17 protein-coding genes are annotated in these 21,915 nt (G+C 63.3%); 11 read left to right on the top strand and 6 right to left on the bottom strand.

Annotation, left to right across the window (positions count from 1 at the left end; all coding sequences use genetic code 11):
* Positions 1-206: 206 nt before the first annotated feature.
* The 9 genes from ACZ9EJ_RS12600 to ACZ9EJ_RS12560 all read left to right on the top strand — a co-directional run bounded on the left by ACZ9EJ_RS12600 (position 207) and on the right by ACZ9EJ_RS12560 (position 11,817).
* A complete protein-coding gene (locus ACZ9EJ_RS12600) occupies positions 207-641 on the top strand; it encodes a membrane protein (protein ID WP_046630061.1) in 435 nt (144 codons plus the stop codon).
* Positions 642-789: 148 nt separating this feature from the next.
* A complete protein-coding gene (gene ccmI / locus ACZ9EJ_RS12595; RefSeq protein ID WP_046629857.1) occupies positions 790-1,926 on the top strand; it encodes a c-type cytochrome biogenesis protein CcmI in 1,137 nt (378 codons plus the stop codon).
* Positions 1,923-2,408, top strand: a complete 486-nt coding sequence (gene ccmE, locus ACZ9EJ_RS12590) for a cytochrome c maturation protein CcmE (protein WP_046641511.1) — start codon at positions 1,923-1,925, stop codon at positions 2,406-2,408. Before ccmI ends, ccmE begins: the two co-directional genes overlap by 4 nt.
* Positions 2,405-4,393 carry a heme lyase CcmF/NrfE family subunit gene (locus tag ACZ9EJ_RS12585; protein WP_046641510.1) on the top strand — a complete coding sequence of 663 codons (1,989 nt, stop codon included), beginning with the start codon at positions 2,405-2,407 and terminating at the stop codon, positions 4,391-4,393. The genes ccmE and ACZ9EJ_RS12585 overlap by 4 nt, the downstream gene beginning before the upstream one ends.
* On the top strand, positions 4,393-4,863 hold the full coding sequence (locus tag ACZ9EJ_RS12580) for a cytochrome c-type biogenesis protein (RefSeq protein ID WP_046641509.1): 471 nt from the start codon (positions 4,393-4,395) through the stop codon (positions 4,861-4,863). The genes ACZ9EJ_RS12585 and ACZ9EJ_RS12580 overlap by 1 nt, the downstream gene beginning before the upstream one ends.
* Before the next feature lie 134 nt (positions 4,864-4,997).
* The gene (locus ACZ9EJ_RS12575; RefSeq protein WP_046629861.1) at positions 4,998-6,578 is read left to right on the top strand and encodes a Do family serine endopeptidase; all 1,581 of its coding nucleotides are present in this window, start codon (positions 4,998-5,000) and stop codon (positions 6,576-6,578) included.
* Positions 6,579-6,655: 77 nt separating this feature from the next.
* Positions 6,656-7,414: a response regulator transcription factor gene (locus ACZ9EJ_RS12570; RefSeq protein ID WP_280952731.1), complete on the top strand. Its 759-nt coding sequence runs from the start codon at positions 6,656-6,658 to the stop codon at positions 7,412-7,414.
* A gap of 27 nt (positions 7,415-7,441) precedes the next feature.
* Positions 7,442-8,833: a sensor histidine kinase gene (locus ACZ9EJ_RS12565; RefSeq protein WP_046641508.1), complete on the top strand. Its 1,392-nt coding sequence runs from the start codon at positions 7,442-7,444 to the stop codon at positions 8,831-8,833.
* A 32-nt stretch (positions 8,834-8,865) separates the two neighbouring features.
* On the top strand, positions 8,866-11,817 hold the full coding sequence (locus ACZ9EJ_RS12560; RefSeq protein ID WP_251091208.1) for a bifunctional [glutamine synthetase] adenylyltransferase/[glutamine synthetase]-adenylyl-L-tyrosine phosphorylase: 2,952 nt from the start codon (positions 8,866-8,868) through the stop codon (positions 11,815-11,817).
* A gap of 37 nt (positions 11,818-11,854) precedes the next feature.
* On the opposite strand, the gene ACZ9EJ_RS12555 is transcribed toward ACZ9EJ_RS12560, so the two are convergent.
* Both ACZ9EJ_RS12555 and ACZ9EJ_RS12550 read right to left on the bottom strand, forming a co-directional pair.
* On the bottom strand, positions 11,855-14,197 hold the full coding sequence (locus ACZ9EJ_RS12555) for a PAS domain-containing sensor histidine kinase (protein ID WP_046630062.1): 2,343 nt from the start codon (positions 14,195-14,197) through the stop codon (positions 11,855-11,857).
* A gap of 164 nt (positions 14,198-14,361) precedes the next feature.
* Entirely contained in the window at positions 14,362-15,564 is a 1,203-nt protein-coding gene (locus ACZ9EJ_RS12550) for an MFS transporter (protein WP_046641506.1), read from the bottom strand.
* A 121-nt stretch (positions 15,565-15,685) separates the two neighbouring features.
* On the opposite strand from ACZ9EJ_RS12550, the gene ACZ9EJ_RS12545 reads away from it, so the two are divergent.
* Positions 15,686-16,249, top strand: a complete 564-nt coding sequence (locus tag ACZ9EJ_RS12545; RefSeq protein ID WP_251091207.1) for a TetR/AcrR family transcriptional regulator — start codon at positions 15,686-15,688, stop codon at positions 16,247-16,249.
* A 16-nt stretch (positions 16,250-16,265) separates the two neighbouring features.
* Here ACZ9EJ_RS12545 and pepN read toward each other — a convergent pair whose 3' ends face one another.
* A complete protein-coding gene (gene pepN / locus ACZ9EJ_RS12540; RefSeq protein WP_046641504.1) occupies positions 16,266-18,914 on the bottom strand; it encodes an aminopeptidase N in 2,649 nt (882 codons plus the stop codon).
* 343 nt (positions 18,915-19,257) lie between these two features.
* Here pepN and ACZ9EJ_RS12535 point away from each other — a divergent pair, with 343 nt between their 5' ends.
* Positions 19,258-20,196 (top strand): DMT family transporter, encoded by a 939-nt coding sequence (locus ACZ9EJ_RS12535; protein ID WP_046629867.1) that lies wholly within the window; start codon positions 19,258-19,260, stop codon positions 20,194-20,196.
* A 28-nt stretch (positions 20,197-20,224) separates the two neighbouring features.
* On the opposite strand, the gene ACZ9EJ_RS12530 is transcribed toward ACZ9EJ_RS12535, so the two are convergent.
* The 3 genes from ACZ9EJ_RS12530 to ACZ9EJ_RS12520 form a co-directional block, all read right to left on the bottom strand.
* On the bottom strand, positions 20,225-20,377 hold the full coding sequence (locus ACZ9EJ_RS12530) for a hypothetical protein (RefSeq protein ID WP_251091206.1): 153 nt from the start codon (positions 20,375-20,377) through the stop codon (positions 20,225-20,227).
* 26 nt (positions 20,378-20,403) lie between these two features.
* Positions 20,404-20,595: a hypothetical protein gene (locus ACZ9EJ_RS12525; RefSeq protein ID WP_046629868.1), complete on the bottom strand. Its 192-nt coding sequence runs from the start codon at positions 20,593-20,595 to the stop codon at positions 20,404-20,406.
* A gap of 175 nt (positions 20,596-20,770) precedes the next feature.
* Positions 20,771-21,670 (bottom strand): uracil-DNA glycosylase, encoded by a 900-nt coding sequence (locus tag ACZ9EJ_RS12520; protein WP_046641503.1) that lies wholly within the window; start codon positions 21,668-21,670, stop codon positions 20,771-20,773.
* Between the last annotated feature and the right edge of the window lie 245 nt (positions 21,671-21,915).

Here is a 21,915-nt window from a genome sequence, read left to right as displayed (position 1 = left end):
TCCCTGCTCTTGCTTATGGACGGATGGATCGCCTGCTATATCTTTGTCGGAAGAGACATTTCTATATGTCTGCTAATATGCTGGGAGACTGAAAGATCGCCGGATTTGTGTGTTTTCCCAGTGACGCCATAATGATGCCATGTCGGGGCCGGAGCAGTCTCGGCAAGATTTCCGAAGAAAACGAGCCGCGACCGGTTTCCGACACGATGCGATTATTGAGCCTTCGAAATACCGTTTCATCGCTTGTGGTTGCCGGCCTGCTGGCGGGCTGCGGCACGTCTTCGGGAGCGGGGACCGGCGGCACGCGCGGCCTGCTGACACCGCGGCCCTCGCCATCCACATCCTATATTTCCGCGCTTCAGGGCGGCATCGTCGGCCGCACCGGCGCCACGCTCTCGTCAAGCGACCGATCCCGCGCCCTCGAGGCGGAATATCGCGCCTTGGAAGGGGCGGCCGGCGGCGAGGCCATCACCTGGAAGGGTGACGACGCGAACGGGCAGGTGATCGCCAACGCCCCCTATCAGGTGGGCACTCAGAACTGCCGCCAGTATCGCCATACGGTCACCATGAATGGCCGCGACGTGACGGCGCGGGGCGCCGCCTGCCGCAATTCCAACGGCACCTGGACGCCGCTCACCTGATTTCCTCTGCGGCTGTTTGACATGGGTCATGGTCGCCAAATCGGATCGGCCCCATATGCAGGCTTGAACTTGCGGCCAAAGGCCTCAAATTCGCGTCAACGCCGGCTGCGCTGTTGGAAAGCGCGGGCCGTTGCAGTATTGGGCCACTATGGTTTTATGGATCATCCTCGCAGCTCTGACGGCGGCCGTTGCGGCCATCCTCATCCTGCCTTTCGCCCGAGCCACCAAGACAGCATCTGCTGACCGTGCCGGAGAGGTCGCCGTCTATCGCGACCAGCTGGCCGAACTGGACCGCGACCGGGCTCAGGGCCTGATCAATGCAGAGGACGCAGAATACGCCCGCGCCGAAATCGGCCGCCGGCTGCTGGCCGCGGCCGGCGCCGGGGAGGGCAAGGAGATCGCCGCTCCCAAGGCGCGAAAATATGCGCTCGCGACCACTGTGGTCACGCTGGTTCCGCCCGTCGTCGGGCTCTGTCTTTACCTGGCGCTCGGCAATCCCGGGCTGCCGGACCAGCCGCTTGAAGCGCGGCTTGCCAATCCCGGCAACAACGTCGCGCTGCTGGTCGCGAAGGCGGAGCGGCATCTGGCGCAAAATCCCAATGACGGTGCCGGATGGGATCTGCTCGGCCCCATCTATTTCCGGTCCATGCGGCTTGGCGACGCCGAGATGGCCTATCGAAATGCGATCCGCATTCTTGGGCCAAGTCCCGTCCGGCTGGCCGGGCTCGGTGAAACGCTGGTCGCATCGAATGACGGCATCGTCACCGAGGACGCGCGTTCCGCCTTCGAGCAGGCGGTGAAGCTCGATCCTGACAATCCGCGTTCACGTTTCTATCTCGGCCTCGGTTTCGAACAGGCCGGCAGGGCGGCGGAGGCAAGGGCGCAGTTCGAGACGATTGCCAAGGGTTCGCCGGCTGATGCGCCGTGGATGCAGCTCGTCAATCAGCATATCGTCAAGAACGGCGGCACCATCGCGACGGGACAGCATACGGCGCAGGCGCCAGGCAATCCGAGCCAGGCGGATGTGGCCGCCGCAGCAAACATGTCGCAGGTCGATCGGCAGGCGATGATCCGCGGCATGGTCGACAGCCTTGCGGAACGGCTGAAACAGGACCCGAACAATCTCGAAGGCTGGGTGAGGCTGGTGCGCTCCTATTCCGTGCTCGGCGACAAGTCCGGGGCCGAGGAGGCCCTGAAGAGCGGCCTCAAGCAATTCCCGTCATCCGGCGAACTCGTGGCGCTCGCCAACGAGATGGGGATCACCGTCGAAGGAGTGGCGCAATGACGCGCAAACAGAAACGGCTGGCGGTGATCGCGGGCGGCATGAGCTTCATCCTCGTCGCGGTGCTGCTCGTCATGTTCGCCTTCAGCCAGTCGGTCGCCTATTTTTTCATGCCGGCCGATCTCGCCAAGGCCGATGTCAAGCCCGGCACCCGCATCAGGCTCGGTGGGCTGGTTGCCGAAGGCTCGGTGAAGCGTGGCCAGGGTTCGACCGTGAGTTTTACCGTGACCGATGGAACCGGCAGCGTGCCGGTCACCTATACGGGCATCCTGCCGGACCTGTTTCGCGAAGGCCAGGGCGTGGTGACCGAAGGCGCGTTCGATGCGGCATCGCACGGTTTCGTGGCCGACAGCGTGCTCGCCAAACATGACGAGAACTACATGCCCAGGGAAGTCGCAGACCGGCTGAAGGCGCAGGGCGTCTGGAACGAGGGACAAGGCAACCAGAGCCAGCCCAATGGCGCCAAGGGGACGGCAACCAGATGATCATCGAGATCGGCCACTATGCACTCGTTCTGGCGCTCGCAACCGCGCTGGTCGTCTCGGTCCTGCCGGTCGTCGGCGCACGGCGCGGCGACGGGGCGATGATGGCGCTGGCGCCGACCGGGTCGCTGGTGCTCTTTGCGCTCGTCGCCTTTTCTTTCGGCGTGCTGACCTGGGCCTATGTGGTCTCGGATTTCTCGGTTGCGAACGTCTGGGAAAATTCCCATTCGCTGATGCCGGTGATCTACAAATATTCCGGCGTCTGGGGCAATCACGAGGGTTCGATGCTGCTCTGGCTGTTGATCCTGGTCTTCTTCAGTGCCCTGGTGGCCGTCTTTGGCCGAAACCTGCCGGATACGCTGCGGGCCAATGTTCTGGCCGTTCAGGCCTGGATCTCGACCGCCTTCCTGTTCTTCATCCTGCTCACCTCCAATCCGTTCCTGCGCCTCGATCCGGCGCCGGCCGAAGGGCAGGATCTCAATCCCGTGCTGCAGGATCTCGGCCTGGCGGTTCATCCGCCGCTTCTCTACCTCGGTTATGTCGGCTTCTCCGTCTGTTTCTCGTTTGCGGTCGCGGCGCTGATGGAAGGCCGCATCGATGCCGCCTGGGCCCGCTGGGTGCGGCCGTGGACACTCGCCGCCTGGACCTTCCTGACCGCCGGCATCGCCATGGGTTCCTACTGGGCCTATTACGAACTCGGCTGGGGCGGCTGGTGGTTCTGGGACCCGGTCGAGAACGCCTCCTTCATGCCCTGGCTCGCCGGCACAGCGCTCCTGCATTCGGCTCTGGTCATGGAAAAGCGCGAGGCGCTGAAGATCTGGACCGTGCTTCTTGCGATCATGACCTTCTCGCTGTCGCTGCTCGGCACCTTCCTGGTGCGCTCCGGCGTGCTGACCTCGGTGCATTCGTTTGCGACCGACCCGACCCGCGGCATCTTCATTCTCTGCATCCTTGGTATCTTCATCGGCGGCGCCTTCGTGTTGTTTGCCTGGCGGGCGCCGATGTTGAAGGCGGGCGGCATTTTTGCGCCGATCTCGCGCGAGGGCGCGTTGGTGCTCAACAACCTGATCCTGACGGTGGCCACCGCCACGGTGCTGACCGGCACGCTCTATCCGCTCGTCCTCGAAACGCTGACCGGCGAAAAGATTTCCGTCGGCGCGCCGTTCTTCAATATGACCTTCGGCCTGCTGATGCTGCCGCTCCTGGTCGCCGTGCCGTTCGGGCCGGTGCTTGCCTGGAAGCGCGGCGATTTCCTGGGTGCCCTGCAGCGGCTCTATGTCTTCGCCGGCCTGGCATTGGCTGCGGGCCTTATCTTCTTCTATATCCAGAACGGCGGGCCGGTTCTGGCGATCTTCGGCCTGGTGCTCGGCTTCTGGGGCATGATCGGCGCATTCGCCGATCTCTGGTACCGCGGCAATTTTGCCAAGGTCGGGCTGTCGGTCGGCCTGAGACGGCTGGCCGGCCTGCCGCGTTCGGTGTTCGGCACGGCGATCGCCCATTTCGGCCTCGGCGTCACGGTGCTCGGCATTTTTGCAGCGACGACCTTCGGCACCGAGACTGTCGTCGAGATGAAGCAGGGCGCTTCCGTCGATGTCGGCGGTTATTCGCTGACCTATGACGGCCTGCGTGACGCGGTCGGCCCGAACTATACCGAACAGCGTGGGCATTTCGCCGTTAGCCGCGGCGGGGTCCAGGTGGCGGACGTCTGGTCGTCGAAGCGGCTCTATACGGCGCGGCGCATGCCGACGACGGAGGCCGGCATCCTTACCTTCGGACTCAGCCAGCTCTACGTGTCGCTCGGCGACGCGATGGAAAGCGGCGGCATGGTCGTGCGTATCTGGTGGAAGCCGTTCATCCTCTGCATCTGGGGCGGCGCTCTGGTTATGATGGTCGGCGGGTTTGTGTCGCTGTCGGATCGGAGGCTCAGGGTGGGCGCGCCGAGCCGGAAGGCGAAGCCGGTCAAGGCGACGCTGGAGGCGGCGGAGTGATGGCGAACTCACGCACGTTCTGGGTCGCTCTTGCAATGATCCTTGCTCTCCTCGCCCCCCTTCCGGCCTTTGCCGTCAATCCCGACGAAGTGCTCTCCAACCCCGTGCTCGAACAGCGCGCCCGAAATCTTTCGGCGCAGTTGCGCTGCATGGTGTGCCAGAACCAGTCGATCGACGACTCCAACGCGGAGCTTGCCCGCGACCTGCGCGTGCTTGTGCGCGAGCGGCTGACGAACGGCGATACGGACGAGCAGGTGATCGACTACGTCGTGTCGCGCTACGGCGAATTCGTGCTGCTGAAACCGCGCCTCAGTGCTAAGACGGTGATCCTCTGGGCAACGCCCGTTCTGCTACTGCTGGTCGGTGCAATCGCCATCCTGGTCTTCGTCCGCACCCGTCCAAGCCAACGCGCGGTTGCGGCGCTGACCACCGAGGAACAGGCTCGCATCGAAGAACTTCTGAAAAAATAGCCGTTCGTCAAACATTACCAATATTTCATTCGTCCGCCACCTGCAGTTAACCTGCGAGCGCCTATATCTCTCCTCATCCACCGCTTGGCTGACCTCCAGCCAAAATGACTGAAGAGAAGAAGGTAGCTTAAAACATGCGCAATATCGGACGTCCCTCTCTGAAGACCGTCTTGAAGACCACCACGGTTGCTGGTCTTGCCGCGGTCATGCTCTCGAGCGGCATCCCGGGCCAGGTCGTGCAGTCATACGCGGCTCCGGTCAGCGTTACCGCACCGCAGGCCCCGAGCTTTGCCGATGTCGTCTCCGCCGTCTCCCCCGCCGTCGTTTCCGTCCGCGTCCAGTCCGACGCCCAGCCCGTTTCCGATGACACCAGTTCGTTCAGTTTCGGCGGCCGCGGCTTCGACCAGCTTCCCGACGACCACCCGCTGAAGCGTTTCTTCCGTGAATTCGGCGGCCAGGTGCCGGGCGCTCCGGGCGACCGCAACAACCGCAACCAGGATCGCGCCGAACGCAACGGCCCGCGGGGCCAGGACGGCAATCGTCCTCATCGCCTGCGCCCGGCTGCACAGGGTTCCGGGTTCTTCATCTCCGAAGACGGCTATGTCGTCACCAACAACCACGTCGTTTCCGATGGCTCGGCCTACACGGTCGTTTTGAATGACGGCACGGAACTCGAAGCCAAGCTGGTCGGCAAGGACAGCCGCACCGATCTCGCCGTGCTCAAGGTCGACGCCACCAGCCGCAAGTTCACCTATGTCAACTTCGCGGACGACTCGAAAGTCCGCGTCGGCGACTGGGTGGTTGCCGTCGGCAATCCGTTCGGCCTTGGCGGTACGGTCACCGCAGGCATCGTTTCGGCCCGCGGCCGCGACATCGGCTCCGGTCCCTATGACGACTACATCCAGGTGGATGCGGCCGTGAACCGCGGCAATTCCGGCGGCCCGACCTTTAACCTCTCCGGCGAAGTGGTCGGCATCAACACCGCGATCTTCTCGCCGTCGGGCGGCAATGTCGGCATCGCCTTTGCGATCCCGTCTTCCACCGCCAAGGACGTTGTTGCCGACCTGATGAAGGACGGCAAGGTCGATCGCGGCTGGCTCGGCGTGCAGATCCAGCCGGTGACCCAGGACATCGCCGACTCGCTCGGCCTCAAGGAAGCGACCGGCGCTCTCGTCGTCGCTCCGCAGGAAGGCTCTCCGGGCCAGAAGGCCGGCATCAAGGAAGGCGACGTCATCACTGCCGTCAACGGCCAGCCGATCAAGGATGCCCGTGATCTCGCCAAGCGCGTCGCCGCCTTCGGCCCCAACACCAAGGTCGAGGTCGACCTGTGGCGCGATGGCAAGGCCCAGAAGATCCCGGTCACGCTCGGCAATCTCCAGAGCGATGAAGCCGCCGCGGCCACGCCGAAGCAGTCCGACGCTCCGGCGCCGTCCAGCGACAAGGCGCTTGCCAGCCTCGGCATCACCGTCGCTCCGGCCGAAGACGGTTCCGGTCTCTCGGTGACCGACGTAGACCCGGACTCGGAAGCCGCTGCTCGCGGCCTGAAGACTGGTGAAAAGATCGTCTCGGTCAACAATCGCAAGGTCACCAGCGCCGCCGATGTCGGCAAGGTTCTCGACCAGGCCCGCAAGGATGGCCGCACCCGCGCGCTGTTCCAGGTGGCTGGTGAAAACAATACCAGCCGCTTCGTCGCCCTGCCGATCAACGAAGGCTGATTTCTTAAAAATAGGTCGCAAGGTCAGGGGCGCCGCCGGCAACGGCCGGCGCCCTTGTTCTTTCCATGGAGCGAGTGATGGAGACGGATACCCGATATTCTGCCGGCACCGCAGATTCCCGTAGTGCAAAGACCGGCGCGGACGCTATTGTCCCGCACATGAAGATTCTGGTGATAGAAGACGACTTGGAGGCGGCAGCCTACATGACCAAGGCCTTTCGCGAGGCCGGGATAGTGGTCGATCATGCAAGCGACGGCGAGAGCGGCTTGTTCATGGGAACCGAAAATTCCTACGACGTGATGGTCATCGACCGCATGCTGCCGCGCCGCGACGGGCTGTCCGTCATCAGCGAACTGAGAAAGCGCGGCGTCAATGCGCCTGTCCTGATCCTTTCGGCGCTCGGCCAGGTGGACGACCGCGTGACCGGCCTGCGCGCCGGCGGCGACGACTACCTGCCGAAGCCCTACGCCTTTTCCGAGCTTCTCGCTCGCGTCGAAGTCCTCGGCCGCCGCAAGGGCACGCCGGAACAGGACATGGTCTACCGGGTCGGGGACCTGGAGCTTGATCGGCTGTCGCACGAAGTGAAGCGCGCCGGCAAGGAAGTGCTGTTGCAGCCGCGCGAGTTTCGCCTGCTCGAATATCTGATGAAGAATGCCGGCCAGGTGGTGACCCGCACCATGCTGCTCGAAAACGTCTGGGACTACCATTTCGACCCCCAGACCAATGTTATCGACGTGCATGTCTCGCGGCTGAGATCGAAGATCGAGAAGGATTTCGAGAAGCCGCTTTTGAAGACGATCCGCGGCGCCGGCTACATGATCAAGGATGAGGGGTAAGCCGAGTTGCTGGCACGTGCCCGCCTGATGTTCCGCTCGACGGCCGTGCGGCTGTCGGCGCTCTATATCCTGCTCTTCGCCCTATGTGCGGCATTTCTGGTCATTTACGTGACGGCAATGTCCGAACGGCTGCTGGCGCAGCAGACGCGCCAGTCGCTGCAGGAGGAAGTGCAGGAGATACAGCGCGCCTATGAGCGGGGCGGTGTCAGCCTGCTTCTGCGGATGATGGAGCGGCGGGCCCGCCAGCCGGGCGCCAATCTCTACGTCATCGCCGGCCTGAACGGCGAGATGCTCGCCGGCAACGTCGCCTCCGTCCAGCCAGGCGTGCTCGACGACCAAGGTTGGACGGAACTCCCCTTCACCTACGAACCCTATACGGAAGCGGATCGTCCTCGCCGTCATCTCGCCATCGCAAACGTGCTCCGCCTCGACAACGGGCTCAGGGTGATGGTCGGCCGCGATCTTGGCGACCCGAGCCGGTTCCGCGGCATCGTGCGCCGGGCGCTGATGGTGGCATTGGCCATCATGGGCGTCGGGGCGCTGGTGATCTGGTTCGGCATCGGCCGCAATGCGTTGAAACGCATCGACCGGATGTCGGCGGCGAGCCAGAAGATCATGGCGGGCGACCTTTCGCAGCGCCTGCCGGTCGGCAAATCCGGCGACGAATTCGATCGGCTGTCGGATTCGCTGAACGCCATGCTCGGACGCATCGAGAAGCTCAACGAAGGCCTGCGGCAGGTTTCCGACAACATTGCCCACGACCTGAAGACGCCGCTGACGAGACTGCGCAACAAGGCGGCCGATGCGCTGGGCGAGGATCGCGCGGACGTGCGCCGGACAGCCCTCGAAGGCATCATTGCCGAATCCGACCAGCTTATCCGCACCTTCAACGCGCTTTTGATGATCTCCCGTGTCGAGGCAGGCTCTATCGCCGCGGAAATGTCCGATGTCGATCTGTCGGCAATCTCCGCCGACAGTGCCGAACTCTACGAGCCGGCGGCGGAGGAGGCGGGTCTTTCGCTCACCACCGAGCTCGAACCGGGTCTCGTCGTCAAGGGCAACCGGGAACTCATCGGCCAGGCGATCTTCAATCTCCTCGACAACGCGATCAAATATGCCTCCGAGGGAAGCCAGACGCCCAAGATCGGCGTGAAGCTCGCCAGGAGCGACGGCACGCTCAGGCTCTCCGTCTGCGACAACGGCCCCGGCATTCCGGCCGACAAGCGGGGCGAGGTAACCAAGCGGTTCTTCCGCCTGGACGAAAGCCGCTCCAAGCCCGGCACCGGCCTCGGCCTGTCGCTGGTCGAAGCGGTGATGGAGCTGCATGGCGGCTCGCTGGAACTCTCCGCCACCGACGAGACTAACATCGCCGCGCCCGGCCTGACGGTCACCATGGTCTTTCCCGTGCCGAAGCCCTAAGTTTCGCCAGGGAAGAATCACGGGAGGTGCCAGTGTCGGAGACCGGAAATCGGCTCGATACGGTGAAGGCGGGGGTGATCCGCCCGCTGAACCAGACTGAGACCAAGGCGGCGATGGCTGTGCTGAAGGATATCGGCAAGTCCGAACCTTCGGTCGCGGCACTGCTTGGCAAGGACAGCGCGCTCCGAGACTTCATCGTCGCGGCCTTTACCCTCTCACCTTATCTGCGCGACACGGCGGTCATCTCGCCAAAGCTGCTGGCGACCGCGATCACGGAACCGCTGGAGCCGGCCCTTGATCGGCTGGTCGAAACGGCGCGTCGGACCTGGCTGCCGAGGGACGGCAAGGCTCCGTCTGAAAACGAGGTGATGGCGGCACTGCGGACTGCCAAGCGGGCTTTGAGCTTCCTCGTCGCGCTTGCCGATCTCGCCCGCATCTTTTCCGCGAAGGACACGACACGCTGGTTGAGCCTGTTTGCCGAAGCCTCCGTCGCCGCGGCAATCGACTACCTTCTGGTCGCCGGCCATGAAAGCGGCAAGCTGAAGCTCGCCGACCTCAATGAGCCGAGCAAGGGCTCGGGCCTGATCGTGCTTGGCATGGGCAAGCTCGGCGGCCGCGAGCTCAACTATTCCTCCGATATCGATATCGTCGTGTTCTTCGATCCCGAAACGGGCATCCTCACCGATCCGCTCGACGGGTCGGAAGTCTATGGCCGGATGATGCGCCGCCTCATCCGCATCCTGCAGGAACGTACCGCCGACGGCTACGTGTTCCGCACCGACCTGCGCCTGCGGCCCGATCCCGGTTCCACGCCGCTCGCCGTGTCGCTCGATGCGGCGCTGATCTATTACGAGGGCAGGGGGCAGAACTGGGAGCGGGCGGCCTTCATCAAGGCGCGGCCGATCGCCGGCGACATTGCGGCGGGCGAAAATTTCATGCGGCTGCTGACGCCCTTCGTGTTCCGCAAATATCTCGACTATGCGGCGATCGCCGACATCCACTCGATCAAGCGGCAGATCCATGTCCACAAGGGTCACGGCGCGATTGCCGTGAAGGGCCATGACGTCAAGCTCGGCCGTGGCGGCATCCGCGAGATCGAGTTTTTTGCCCAGACCCAGCAATTGATCGCCGGCGGCCGCATGCCGCCGCTGCGGGCCCGAGATACGGAAGTGGCGCTTGCCGCGCTCGCCGAGGCAAGATGGATCACGCCCGAGATCGCCGCCGAACTGACCGAGGCCTACTGGTTCCTGCGCGATGTAGAACACCGCATCCAGATGGTGCGCGACGAGCAGACCCATAACCTGCCGGAAACCGATGCCGAGCTGAAGCGCATCGCCTTCATGCTCGGTTTTGCCGATACCGCCGGTTTTTCCGCCAGGCTTGAAGAGGTGCTGCGCACAGTCGAGAAACGTTATGCGCGGCTCTTCGAGCAGGAGGCAAAGCTGACCAGCAGTGACGGCAACCTTGTCTTCACCGGCCAGCAGGACGATCCGGGCACGCTGAAGACGCTCGCCTCGCTCGGCTTCGAGCGGCCGGCCGACATTTCCCGCGTCATCCGCACGTGGCATTACGGCCGCTATCGCGCCACCCAGTCGGCCGAGGCGCGCGAGCGGCTGACCGAGCTGATGCCGGCGCTTTTAATGGCGTTCGGCGAGAGCAAACGTGCCGACGAGGCGCTGCTGCGGTTCGACAGTTTCCTGAGGGGCCTGCCGGCCGGCATCCAGCTCTTTTCGCTGATCGGCAACAATCCGCCGCTGCTGGCGCTGATCGTCACAATCATGTCCTCGGCGCCTCGGCTTGCAGATATCATCGCCTCCAAGCCGCATGTCTTCGACGGCATGCTCGATCCCGGCCTGATGGCCGAACTGCCGACCCGAGACTATCTCTCCTGGCGCTTGGCCGCATTCCTGACCGCCGGCCGGCACTACGAGGAAAAGCTTGATCGCCTGCGCATCTTTGCCGCCGAGCAGCGGTTCCTGATCGGCATCCGGCTGCTGACGGGGGCGATCTCGGGTGCCCAGGCGGCACGCGCCTTCACCCACCTTGCCGACCTCCTGATCGACGCCGCTCTGAAGGCGGTGACCGGGGAGATCCGCAGCGCCCACGGCCTTTATCCAGGTGGCCGCGTCGCCGTCATGGGCATGGGCAAGCTCGGCAGTTTCGAGCTGACCGCGGGTTCCGACGTCGATCTCATCCTGCTCTACGACTACGACGGTGAGGCGATGGAAAGCGATGGCGACAAGCCGCTCGATTCCACCCGTTATTTCACCCGTCTGACGCAGCGGCTGGTCGCAGCGCTTTCGGCGCCGATGGCGGAGGGGATCATCTTCGAGGTCGATCTGCGCTTGAGGCCGTCGGGCAACAAGGGTCCGGTTGCCACCCGCATCAACGCATTCGGCAAATACCAGCGCCAGGAGGCCTGGACCTGGGAACACATGGCGCTCACCCGCGCCCGGCTGATCTGCGGCGAGGAAAGCCTTGTCGACGAGGCGAAGGGCCTGATCCGCGAAGTGCTGTCGACCAAGCGCGATATCGCGAAGATCGCCAGGGACGTTGCCGAGATGCGCGAACTGATCGAAAAGGAAAAGCCGCCGCGCGATATCTGGGATTTCAAGCTTGTCCCCGGCGGCCTGATCGATATCGAGTTCATCGCCCAGTATCTGCGGCTGATAGCGCCGGCCAGGGGCGTCACGCTCGATACCTATGGTTTTAGCACGGAAGAAGCTTTGAAGGCGCTCGGCGAAAAGCTGATGAAACCCGCCGATCTCGATACCTGTGTCGAGGCGCTACGGCTTTTCACCGAGCTTTCACAGATCGTCCGGCTCTGCGTCGACGGACCGTTCGATCCGGGCGATGCGCCCGCGGGGCTCGTCGAGCGCGTCTGCCGGGCAGGGGATTGCCCGGATATCCGCACGCTGGAGGGCGAGGTAAAGCGGCTCTCGAAGGCGGTGCGGGGAATATTCCAATTGGTTGTCGGGAAATGACGGGCGTCTCCGCCCCACAACGGTTTCGCCGTTGACCTCACGCCACCCGCTTGCGACCAACCAGCATCGGCTGGTCTGGGATGAGCAGCGAGACGACCGTTCCTTCGCCGACCCGTGAACGGATCCGCATCTTGCCGCCGTGAAGGCCGATCAGCGAGCGGGAAATCGCAAGTCCCAGTCCCGAGCCGCCTTTGCTCTTGGCATACTGGCTCTGCACCTGCTCGAACGGCTGGCCGATCTTGTTGAGCGCTTCCATCGGAATGCCGATGCCGGTATCGGCGATCGTCAACAGCACCCCTTTTTCCATCTTGCGGGCACGCAGTTCGATCCGGCCGCCATGGTTGGTGAACTTGACGGCGTTGGAGAGGATGTTGAGCATCACCTGCTTCAATGCGCGGCGATCGGCCACCATGTGGAGGCTGTCGCACAGGCGCTGATGGATGGCGATCTGCTTGTCCTGGGCCGAGATCGAGGTGAGGCGCAGGCTTTCCTCGATCAGCGGTTTCAGGTCGACGGCCTCGCATTGGATGCGCATGTGGCCCGCCTCGATCTTCGACATGTCGAGAATGTCGTTGATGACGTTGAGGAGATGTTTGCCGCTGTCGTGGATGTCCTTGGAATATTCCGAATATTTCGGCGAGCCGAGCGGTCCGAACATGCCGTTCGTCAAGATTTCCGAGAAGCCAAGAATTGCGTTGAGCGGGGTCCTGAGTTCATGCGACATGTTGGCGAGGAATTCCGACTTGGCCTTGTTGGCGGCCTCCGCGCGTTCCTTTTCCGCCTGATAATTGGCGTTGGCGATCGAAAGCTCGGACTTCTGGCGCTCCAGTTTCTTCTGCGAGGAGGAAAGGTCGCCGATCGTCGCCATCAGCCGGCGCTCGCTGTCGCGCAGCCGTTCCTGGTGGCGCTTCAGCAGCGTGATGTCGGTGCCGACCGAGACCAGGCCGCCGTCGCGGGTGCGGCGCTCGTTGATCTGCAGCCAGCGCTCGTCGGCGAGCTGCACTTCCGTGGTGCGCGAGAGGCCGCTGCCGTCCGGATCGGCGACGCGGCGCTCGATGACCGGCCGCGCGGCGGCGGCGTTGACGGCGTGACGCTCGGTGCCGGGCACCAGCACGCTGTCGGGCAGTCCGTAAGCCTGCTGGAAATGGGTGTTGCACATCACCAGCCGGTCGTTCTTGTCCCAGAGCACGAAGGCTTCCGACGTGCATTCGATCGCGTCCGCAAGACGCTGGTCGGCTTCCGCATAGCGCTGGGCAAGGCGATGCTGCTCCGTGACGTCCATGGCGATGCCGATGACATGGGTACGACCCTGGCTGGTCTTCACCAGCTGGGCGCGGGCACGCATCCATACATAATGACCGGCCGCATGGCGCATGCGGAAAACCTGGTCGACCTGCTTGGCATTGCCGCGGCTGATGGCGCGGGCGAGCGCATAGATATTGCCGTCGGTCGGATGCATCATCCGTGCGGCATCGGTAAACGAGATCACGTTGCCGGCAGGCGGCAGGCCGAGCATCTCGTACATCGATCCCGACCAGAACAGGCGCCGGTTGCTGACGTCGAAATCCCACAGCCCGCAACGGCCGCGCGACAGTGCCGTCTCAATGCGCAGATTGGATTCGATGAAGGTCTCGTCGGCCTCGCGGGCGCGTTTCACCTGCATGTAGTAGGCATAGAGGATGACCAGCAGGATTGCCGAAATGCCGGTGAAGAGCGTGACGTTGAGGGACACGTCGTGACGCCATGCAAGATTGATGCTCTCCAGCGAATAGGCCGCCACGATCAGCACGCCTTCGCTGCCGACCATCTCGATGGCCGCGTAATGCGGAACGTCGCCGAAATAGGTTTCGATCACGCCGCTCTCGTCACCGAAGCGCCGCAACGCGGCGGTTTCCGGCAGGACTGAGGTGAGGCGCCTGCCGATATAGCTGGCGGCCTGCTTGGTTCCGCCGAAGATCCGGCCGGTTTCGTCGACGAAGAGGAAGAAGGCCTCGGCCTCCAGGCGTTCCTGCGGCAGGAAAGTCCCAAGGCGTTTTTCCGCGGCGGCGCGGTCTCGACCGATGAGTGCCGTCGCGTCGCCGGAGAAGGCAGCACTCGCCGTGGCGGCCATCAGCGCGGTCGCCTGGCGTGCGGCGTCTTCCATCCGCGTGTATTCGGAGACGATGCCGAGGATGCGCGACGCGGCGACGACCGTCAGGAATGCGATGATAAGAAGGGGGATCGAACGTTTGAGAACAAGTTCCACCCGCGGCATCTGCCGCGCGATGGGCTTGACGGAGAGTCGGGCCTCATCCGGGATGACCCGCCGCAAACTTCCAAGGCTTGGAAATTTAAGACGCAGCCGCCCCTCGGCCGCGGTTGCCCGCTGCACGTCCGACATGGTTTTCATGGTGTCCCTCATGGTGATTCGGCGCGCCGCTCGCCCGAATCTGCCTTAATGAATCATTAGTGATTCTTCGTGTCCAGAGGCTTGCTAAGATTTTTTTAACGATTTGATTCAATTGCGAATCGGAAGAGTCCCGCGAGGGCGGCAAACCGGCCGTCTCAGGAGACGGCCGGGCTTTCGGAAAGGGTGCTGCGTGTGGCCGCGATCGAAATCACCGCGAGCGTGATGATTGCACCGCCATAGACATACGCGGTATTGGAGAGACCAAGCGTCGGAGCGATCAGTCCGGCGGCAATGGCCGGGATCGAGAAGGCGAGGTAGCTCTCGACCAGGAAGGCTGCGAACAGACCGGCTCTTTCATGGCTCTCGGCAAGCGGCAGGACGATCTTCAGGATGTTCGAAAAGATCGATCCGAACCCGAGACCGGCCACCGCCGTGCCGAGGTAGAGAAGCCAGACCGCCTGCAGGTGTACGCCCGAGAGAGTGATCAGGACGCCCATCATTAGCGCGGTCGTGCCGGTCGAGAGAACCCGTTGCGGCGTCCATGCGCGGAACACGAAGACCGAGGCGGTGGCGCTCAGCATCAGCGTCGCGACGACGGTACCGCCCACGAAGGGCGAGGTGATTCCGGTCGCAACCGCAACCAGCGTCGGCATCAGCGACAGATAAAAGCCCCCGAGCGCCCAGCCGGCGACATTGACCGGCGTGACCTTGAGAAGCGTCGTGCGGGCCCGCTGCGGCACGCTGATATGCGGACGCATGGCGGCGAGCGCGCCCGGCCGTCCGGTGATGGTCTCCGGCATGAAGGCAAGCGCGATGATGCCGGCCACTGTCACGATGAAAAGAAGCGCGTAGATGAGGTGCGTTGGCGCGGGTGCGAAGGCGACGAGCGTGCCGCCGGCAAGCGTGCCGACCATCAGGCCGAGAAAGGCGGTGATGCTGTTGAGCGTCGGCCCCCGGCGCTTGTCGGTATCGAGGATCGTCGCCCCAAAGGTCGGGAAAGCGATGCCGGTCGCGAAACCTTGGACGATACGGCCGACGAGCAGCATCGTGCCCGATTCAGCCAGCATGAAGACGATCAGCGCCGCAGCGTTGAAGATCAGTGCCAGCAGGATCAGCGGGCGCCGCCCGAGATAGTCCGAAAGCCCGCCGACCGTCAGAAGCGCTGCGAGCAACGCGAAGGAATAGGAACCGAAGATCAGTGTGATCATCGCCGGGGAGAGATGAAAGAGCTCCTGGTAAAGATGGTAGAGCGGCGTCGGCGCGCTGCTGGTCGCGGAGATCAGCACCGCGAATATGAAACTGTAGACCGTCATCCGGAAAGCGGACGGGGAATTGGGCGGGGGGAGGATGCTGCTCATGGCGGTTCACCTTAACGCAAATTCTTAGCGTTAGCGGCATGTAGTTGCATTGCCGGATTAATGCAATATCTTTGCATTAAGGAATTTCATATCTCCGGCGCGTGCCGGCAAGGAGAACAGATTGGCCAGGGAAATGGTGCGCCAGGGTGGGCGCAGTGCCCGCATACAGTCGGAGGTGCACCGCACCGTCCAGGATCTGCTGAAGACCATGGATCGCGGCGAGATCACCGTGCCGATGATCGCGGAAAAGTCCGGCGTGACGCCATCGACCATCTATCGCCGCTGGGGGGATCTGTCGGAACTCCTGGCGGATGTCGCGGTCGCGCGCATGCGCCCGGTCGCCGACCCGGAAGACACCGGCGCGATGGGGTCCGATCTCGAAACCTTCATTCTTCAATATGCGGAGGAGATGTCGTCGAAGGTCGGGCGCTCGATGCTGGCGGATGTGCTTGGCAGTATGGAAGGCGACGCGGCGGGCCGTTGCTGCCAGTTCACCTACGATCACCTGGAGACGTTGCGCGAGCGTGCCCTGACCCGCGGCGAGAACGCCTTCGACGTGGGCGAGGCGATCGACTTCGTCGTCGCACCGATCATCTACCACATCCTGTTCGGCGACCGCGAAATGACGCCCGACTATTGCCGGTCGCTCGTTTCCCGTTTTCTGGAAAAATGCGCCGGCGCTTGAAGCCGGCGCCTTCAACTCAACCCTTGAGCATCCGCTCGACGATGTCGCGCACGTCGGTCGAAAGCGTCGCAGTCTGTTCAATCGTTGTCAGCGCTGCCCGGGCATGCTCGGCGCGCTGCGGCTCCAGCGATCGCCACGAGCGCATCGAGGTCAGGATCCGGGCGGCGAGCTGCGGATTGCGCGGGTCGATCGCCAGGATCTGCTCGGCCAGGAACCGGTAACCTTCGCCGTCGGCGCGGTTGAAGCCGGTCGGGTTGCCGAAGGCAAACGTGCCGATCAGCGAGCGCACCCGGTTCGGATTGGTGGCGATGAAGCGCGGGTTCTCCATCAGCGCCTTGATACGGGCAAGTGCGCCGGCACCCGGAATGGTCGCCTGGGTCGAGAACCACTTGTCGATGACAAGCGGGTTGCCGTCGAAGCGGGCCAGGAACGTGGCGAGCGCGTCGGCCGCTTCCGGTGCGTCCGGGAAACGGTGGGCGAGAACGGCCAGCGCCTGGGCGAGATCGGTCATGTTGTCGGCGGATGCGAAGGCTGCGGCGGCGCGGGCCGGCGTTCCTTCCGCATAGGTGAGATAGGACAGCGCGGTGTTGCGCAGCGACCGCTTGCCGGCGCCTGCGGCATCCGGCGTGAAGGCGCCTTCGACCTTCATGTCCTCGAACAGGCGTTGGAAGGTCTTGGTTCCGGCCTTGGCGATCTCCGACAGAATGGCGTTGCGGCCCGCATGGATCGCATCGGGGTCGTTGTTGCCGCCGAGTTCGCGGGCGATGTCGGCCTCGCTCGGCAACGCCAGCGCCTGGGCGCGGAAGGCGGGTTCCAAAGTCTCGTCGCCGGCTGCTTCGAGAAGCGCTGCGACGAAGGCCGGATCGCAGGTGATCGGCTTGCCCTCGCGGGCGTCACGCGCCGCCTGCATCAGGTTCGGCAGGGCAAGATCGGTCAGCGCCTGCCAGCGGGCGAAGAGATCGGTGTCGTGGCGGGCGATATGGGCGAGATCGGCCGGCGTCTGGTCCAGATGCAGGTTGATCGGTGCCGAGAACGACCGGTTGAGCGACAGGACGGGGCGGGAGGAAATGCCCGAAAAGGTAAAGGTCTGCCGGCGCTCGGTCAGATGCAGCACGTCGCCGGTGACCTCGCCGCCCGCGACCTTGGTCGGCACTGCCGCCGAGCCGTTGTCGAGGATGAGCGCGAAGGAGAGCGGGATATGCATCGGCTCCTTGGCCGTCTGGCCGGGGGTGGCCGGGATCATCTGCTCGAGCGACAGCTTGAACGTGCCGCTTGCCTGGTCGTATTCGCTCGACACGGTGACCAGGGGCGTACCGGCCTGATGATACCAGAGCGAGAATTGCGTGAGATCACGGCCGCTCGCATCCTCGAACGACTTGACGAAATCCTCGACCGTCGCGGCCTGGCCGTCATGGCGCTCGAAATAAAGGTCCATGCCCGCCTTGAAGTCGTCACGGCCAAGCAGCGTGGCGATCATGCGGGTGACTTCCGAACCTTTTTCGTAGACGGTCGTCGTGTAGAAATTGTTGATCTCGCGGTATTTGGTCGGGCGGACCGGATGCGCAAGGGGGCCTGCATCTTCCGGGAACTGTTCCGACTTCAGGTGCCGCACCTCGGCGATGCGCTTTACCGCGCGCGAGCGCTGGTCGGCGGAGAACTCGTGGTCGCGATAGACCGTCAGGCCTTCCTTCAGGCAGAGCTGGAACCAGTCCCGGCAGGTGATGCGATTGCCGGTCCAGTTGTGGAAATATTCGTGGGCGATGATCGCTTCGATATTCGCGTAATCCTGGTCGGTCGCGGTTTCAGGGTCGGCGAGCACGTATTTGTCGTTGAAGATGTTGAGGCCCTTGTTCTCCATGGCCCCCATGTTGAAGTCGGACACGGCGACGATCATGAAGATGTCGAGGTCGTATTCGCGGCCGAACCGCTCCTCGTCCCACTTCATCGAGCGCTTCAGCGCGTCCATGGCATAGGCCGCGCGGGCCTCCTTGCCATGCTCCACATAGATCTTCAGCGTGACTTCACGCTCCGACATGGTGACGAATTTGTCTTCGACCACGCCCAGATCGCCGGCGACCAGCGCGAACAGATAGCTCGGCTTCGGATGCGGGTCGAACCAGGCGGCAAACGCGCGGCCTTCGTCGTAACCGGCGCCGCCGAGAAAGTTGCCGTTCGACAGCATGACCGGATTGGCGGCCTTGTCGCCGATGATGGTGATCGTATAGGGCGCCAGCACGTCCGGCCGGTCGGGGAAATAGCTGATGCGGCGGAAGCCTTCCGCCTCGCACTGGGTGCAGTAGACGCCGTTGGTCCGGTAGAGGCCCATCAACTGGGTATTGGCTTCCGGATTGATGAAGGTGGTGATGGTGATTTCGAAGGGCTGCTCGGCCGGCAGGTCGCGGATCGTCAGGCTTTCCGGCGTCGCATCGTACTGCGCCGCGGGCACTTCGTTCTGGTCGAGCAGCAGCCCGGACAGCGTCAGTTCGTCGCCATCCAGCACCAGCGGCGCAGACGGATCGACACCTTCGCGCCGGTGGAAGATCAGCCGCGCATCAACCTTTGTGTTGGTGGGGTCGAGCTCGAAGGTCAGATCGACGCGTTCCAGGACGAAGTCTGTGGGGCGGTAATCTGCCAGATGAACGATCTGGCCCGTATCTGTTCGCATGTTGCTTCCTGAACCGGGTCTTCAAATTGGTATCGGGAGCCCCCCGCAGGCACTCCCTTCGAATTGGCACACACCCGTCGCCGCGCGGATAATTGCACGCAATGCTAAACGATTGTTGAAACTTTGGCTAAAATAAAGCTCGATTTCATTCTGCTATATTTCGCGCAATCTTTCACGAGGTCACGGATATTGATCGACCTATCATCAGTTTTGATCCCGCTCATGCCACTTTTCCGTTACTTTGTCGTCAAACTGAATCTTCCCACGTCGTCTCTGCAAGCGCCCTGTCGGTGCGGACTGGATTTCCGCCTAAAATCCCCCCTAAAATCCCCATGAGTTGTTGATGTCCGCCGATGCCCTGAATCCCCTGCGCGGGATCATGTTCAAAGTCACCTCCGTGGTGATCTTCGTGATGATGCAGACCTGTATCAAATCGGCAGGTCCCGATATCCCGGCCGGACAGATCACCTTCTACCGCTCCGCCTTCGCGCTCGTCCCAATCATGGCCTATCTCGCCTTTCAGGGGGAACTGCGCGGCGCCTTCCACACGAACAGCCTGACAGGCCATGTGAAACGCGGGTTTCTCGGTATCCTGTCGATGGTTTTCGGCTTTTACGGCCTGGTGCATCTGCCGATGCCGGATGCGATCGCGATCGGTTATTCCTCGCCGCTCCTGGCGGTGGTCCTCGCCGCGATCTTCCTCAAGGAGACGGTGCGCATCTACCGCTGGAGCGCCGTCATGGTCGGCATGGTCGGGGTGGTGATCATCTCATGGCCGAAGCTCACCATGTTCGAACAGGGCGGCATGGGGTCGGAGCAGGCGGTTGGCGCCGCCTCCGTCATCCTCTCGGCGGTGCTGGCGGGTTTTGCGATGATCCAGACGCGCCAGCTCGTGCGCACAGAGAAGACGGCGACGATCGTCCTCTATTTCTCGCTGTCGGGCGCGCTGTTTTCGCTGTTGAGCCTGCCCTTCGGCTGGGCGGTGCTGACGATGCCCGAAAAGCTGTTCCTGATCGGCTCCGGCTTCTGCGGTGGCTTGGGGCAGATCCTGCTGACCGAGAGCTATCGAAATGCGGATGTCTCGACGGTCGCGCCGTTCGAATACACCTCGATCCTTCTCGGGATCTGCATTGCCTATGTTCTGTTCGGGGATGTGCCGACGGCGACCATGCTGGTCGGGACGGCGATCACGGTATCGGCGGGGATTTTCATCATCTACCGCGAGCATCAACTGGGGCTCGAGCGGAAGGCGGCACGCAAGGCTTCGCCGCCCGGGGCTTGACCCCCGGGGACTTGAAAAAGCCGGATGCCTAAAGCGGGATGGCCGCGGCGACCGGGTTGGCGGCTTCGGCACAGGCGCGAACAGCACCGGCGCGGCTGTATTCGCGCGATGCGTTCACGGCAGCGCCGATGTGAGAAAAGTTCTCACGCAGGGTACGGATCGGGTGGAGGATGGCCGTCATGGCTGATGCTTCCTTGGGTCGCGCGATCAACGTTCGCGGAAATCGGCGAAGATCGAAGCCGGACGAGTGACGCCGACCGGACGCGCCATGGCGCAGGAGGTGAGCTGCTCGTTCGTCGCGGAGCCGAAATGGTGATAGCCCTTCGTCGACCGCGGCGACAGGCCGGCGATGCGAAGAGTTTCGAAACCCGAATGGATCGGGCGGAAGCGGGTCGTCATTGGCCTTGGTTCCTTAAACCTAGAATTCCTCCCAAGACACAAGCCTAATATTGCAATGCAGCATCGATTCTGCAACGCAGCAAAACGCTGCGCTGCCATGCGTGGTTTGCATGGCATGTTTCATATTTCCGTAACCTTACGCAAATTTTGGGCAATTCTGCCCGAATGTGGGCAGTCAGTGCCCAGAAAACCGCATTTTGAACATCAAAAGGTCCTGCCAGGCCAGCGCCTTGTTGGCGGGTGCGGCGAGCAGTTCCTGCGGATGCAGTGTGGCGATCGCCGACACAGCGATGCCGCCGAAGGAGAGCTCCCGCCATTCGCCGCGCATCGAATGGATCGTGCCATTGCCACCAAAGAAGAATCGGGCCGGGAAATTGCCGAGCAGTAGCAGCAGTTTCGGCTCGGCGAGCGCCACTTGGCGCTCCAGGAACGGCCGGCAGATATCCATCTCCGCCTGCGACGGCATGCGATTGCCCGGCGGCCGCCAGGGGATGACGTTGGAGAGCAGGACGCCGTCGCGGGCAAGGCCGATCGCGCCGAGCATGCGGTCGAGCAGCTGCCCCTGCCGGCCGGAGAAAGGAATACCGTCGCGATCGTCATCCGCATTCGGCATCGGTCCGATCACCATGATGCCGGAGGCGGGGTTACCGCTCGCAAACACCGTGTTGCGCGCGCCGTTCTTCAGGTTGCAGCCGTTGAAGGCTTCGAGCGCGGTTCTGAGCTCGTCGAGCGACCGGGCGCTTTCCGCCGCAAACCGCGCCGAGGCGACCGCCTGCTCGTCGGGAACCGATACGGGCGCGGAGGCGGGTGGTGGTGCTGCGGCGCGCGCTGCCGGAGCTGTGCGTTTCGGCGTTGCCGCCGCTGCCTGGGAGTTCGGCGCCTGCTCATAGTTCGTCGGTTGCTGCTGCCGGGCAGATGCCGGGGCTCTCGCCTCAGCCTGCGCCGCCTTCTGGGCCGCAAACTGGGCGAAGCGGTCGACAGGTTCGTCCTCGACAAGCCACTCCACGCCCGCATCCGCATAGAAATGCAGAAGGGCGGCAAGTTCGGGGGCGTCCATGTCTTTGGCGATGTTCATCACGTTCACACTACAGCATGTGGCAGCGAAGAGGGAACCGGTTTCGGGGCAATGAGGAGGGGGGAATTGTGGCAATGCGGCGCGGCAGTCTTAACCCTCCCCCTTGTGGGGAGGGTGGCCGGCAGGCGGGAGGGGTCTTTCTTACTGTGAACAAAAGCTCCCCTCCCCAACCCCTCCCCACAAGGGGGAGGGGCTCCACGCGACGTCGTGCATTCCCAAAGGGAGCTTTGTTTCTTGCGCCGTTT

This window comes from Neorhizobium sp. USDA 3394 (assembly GCF_056280385.1).
This window is presented reverse-complemented; position numbering and strand designations above follow the sequence as displayed.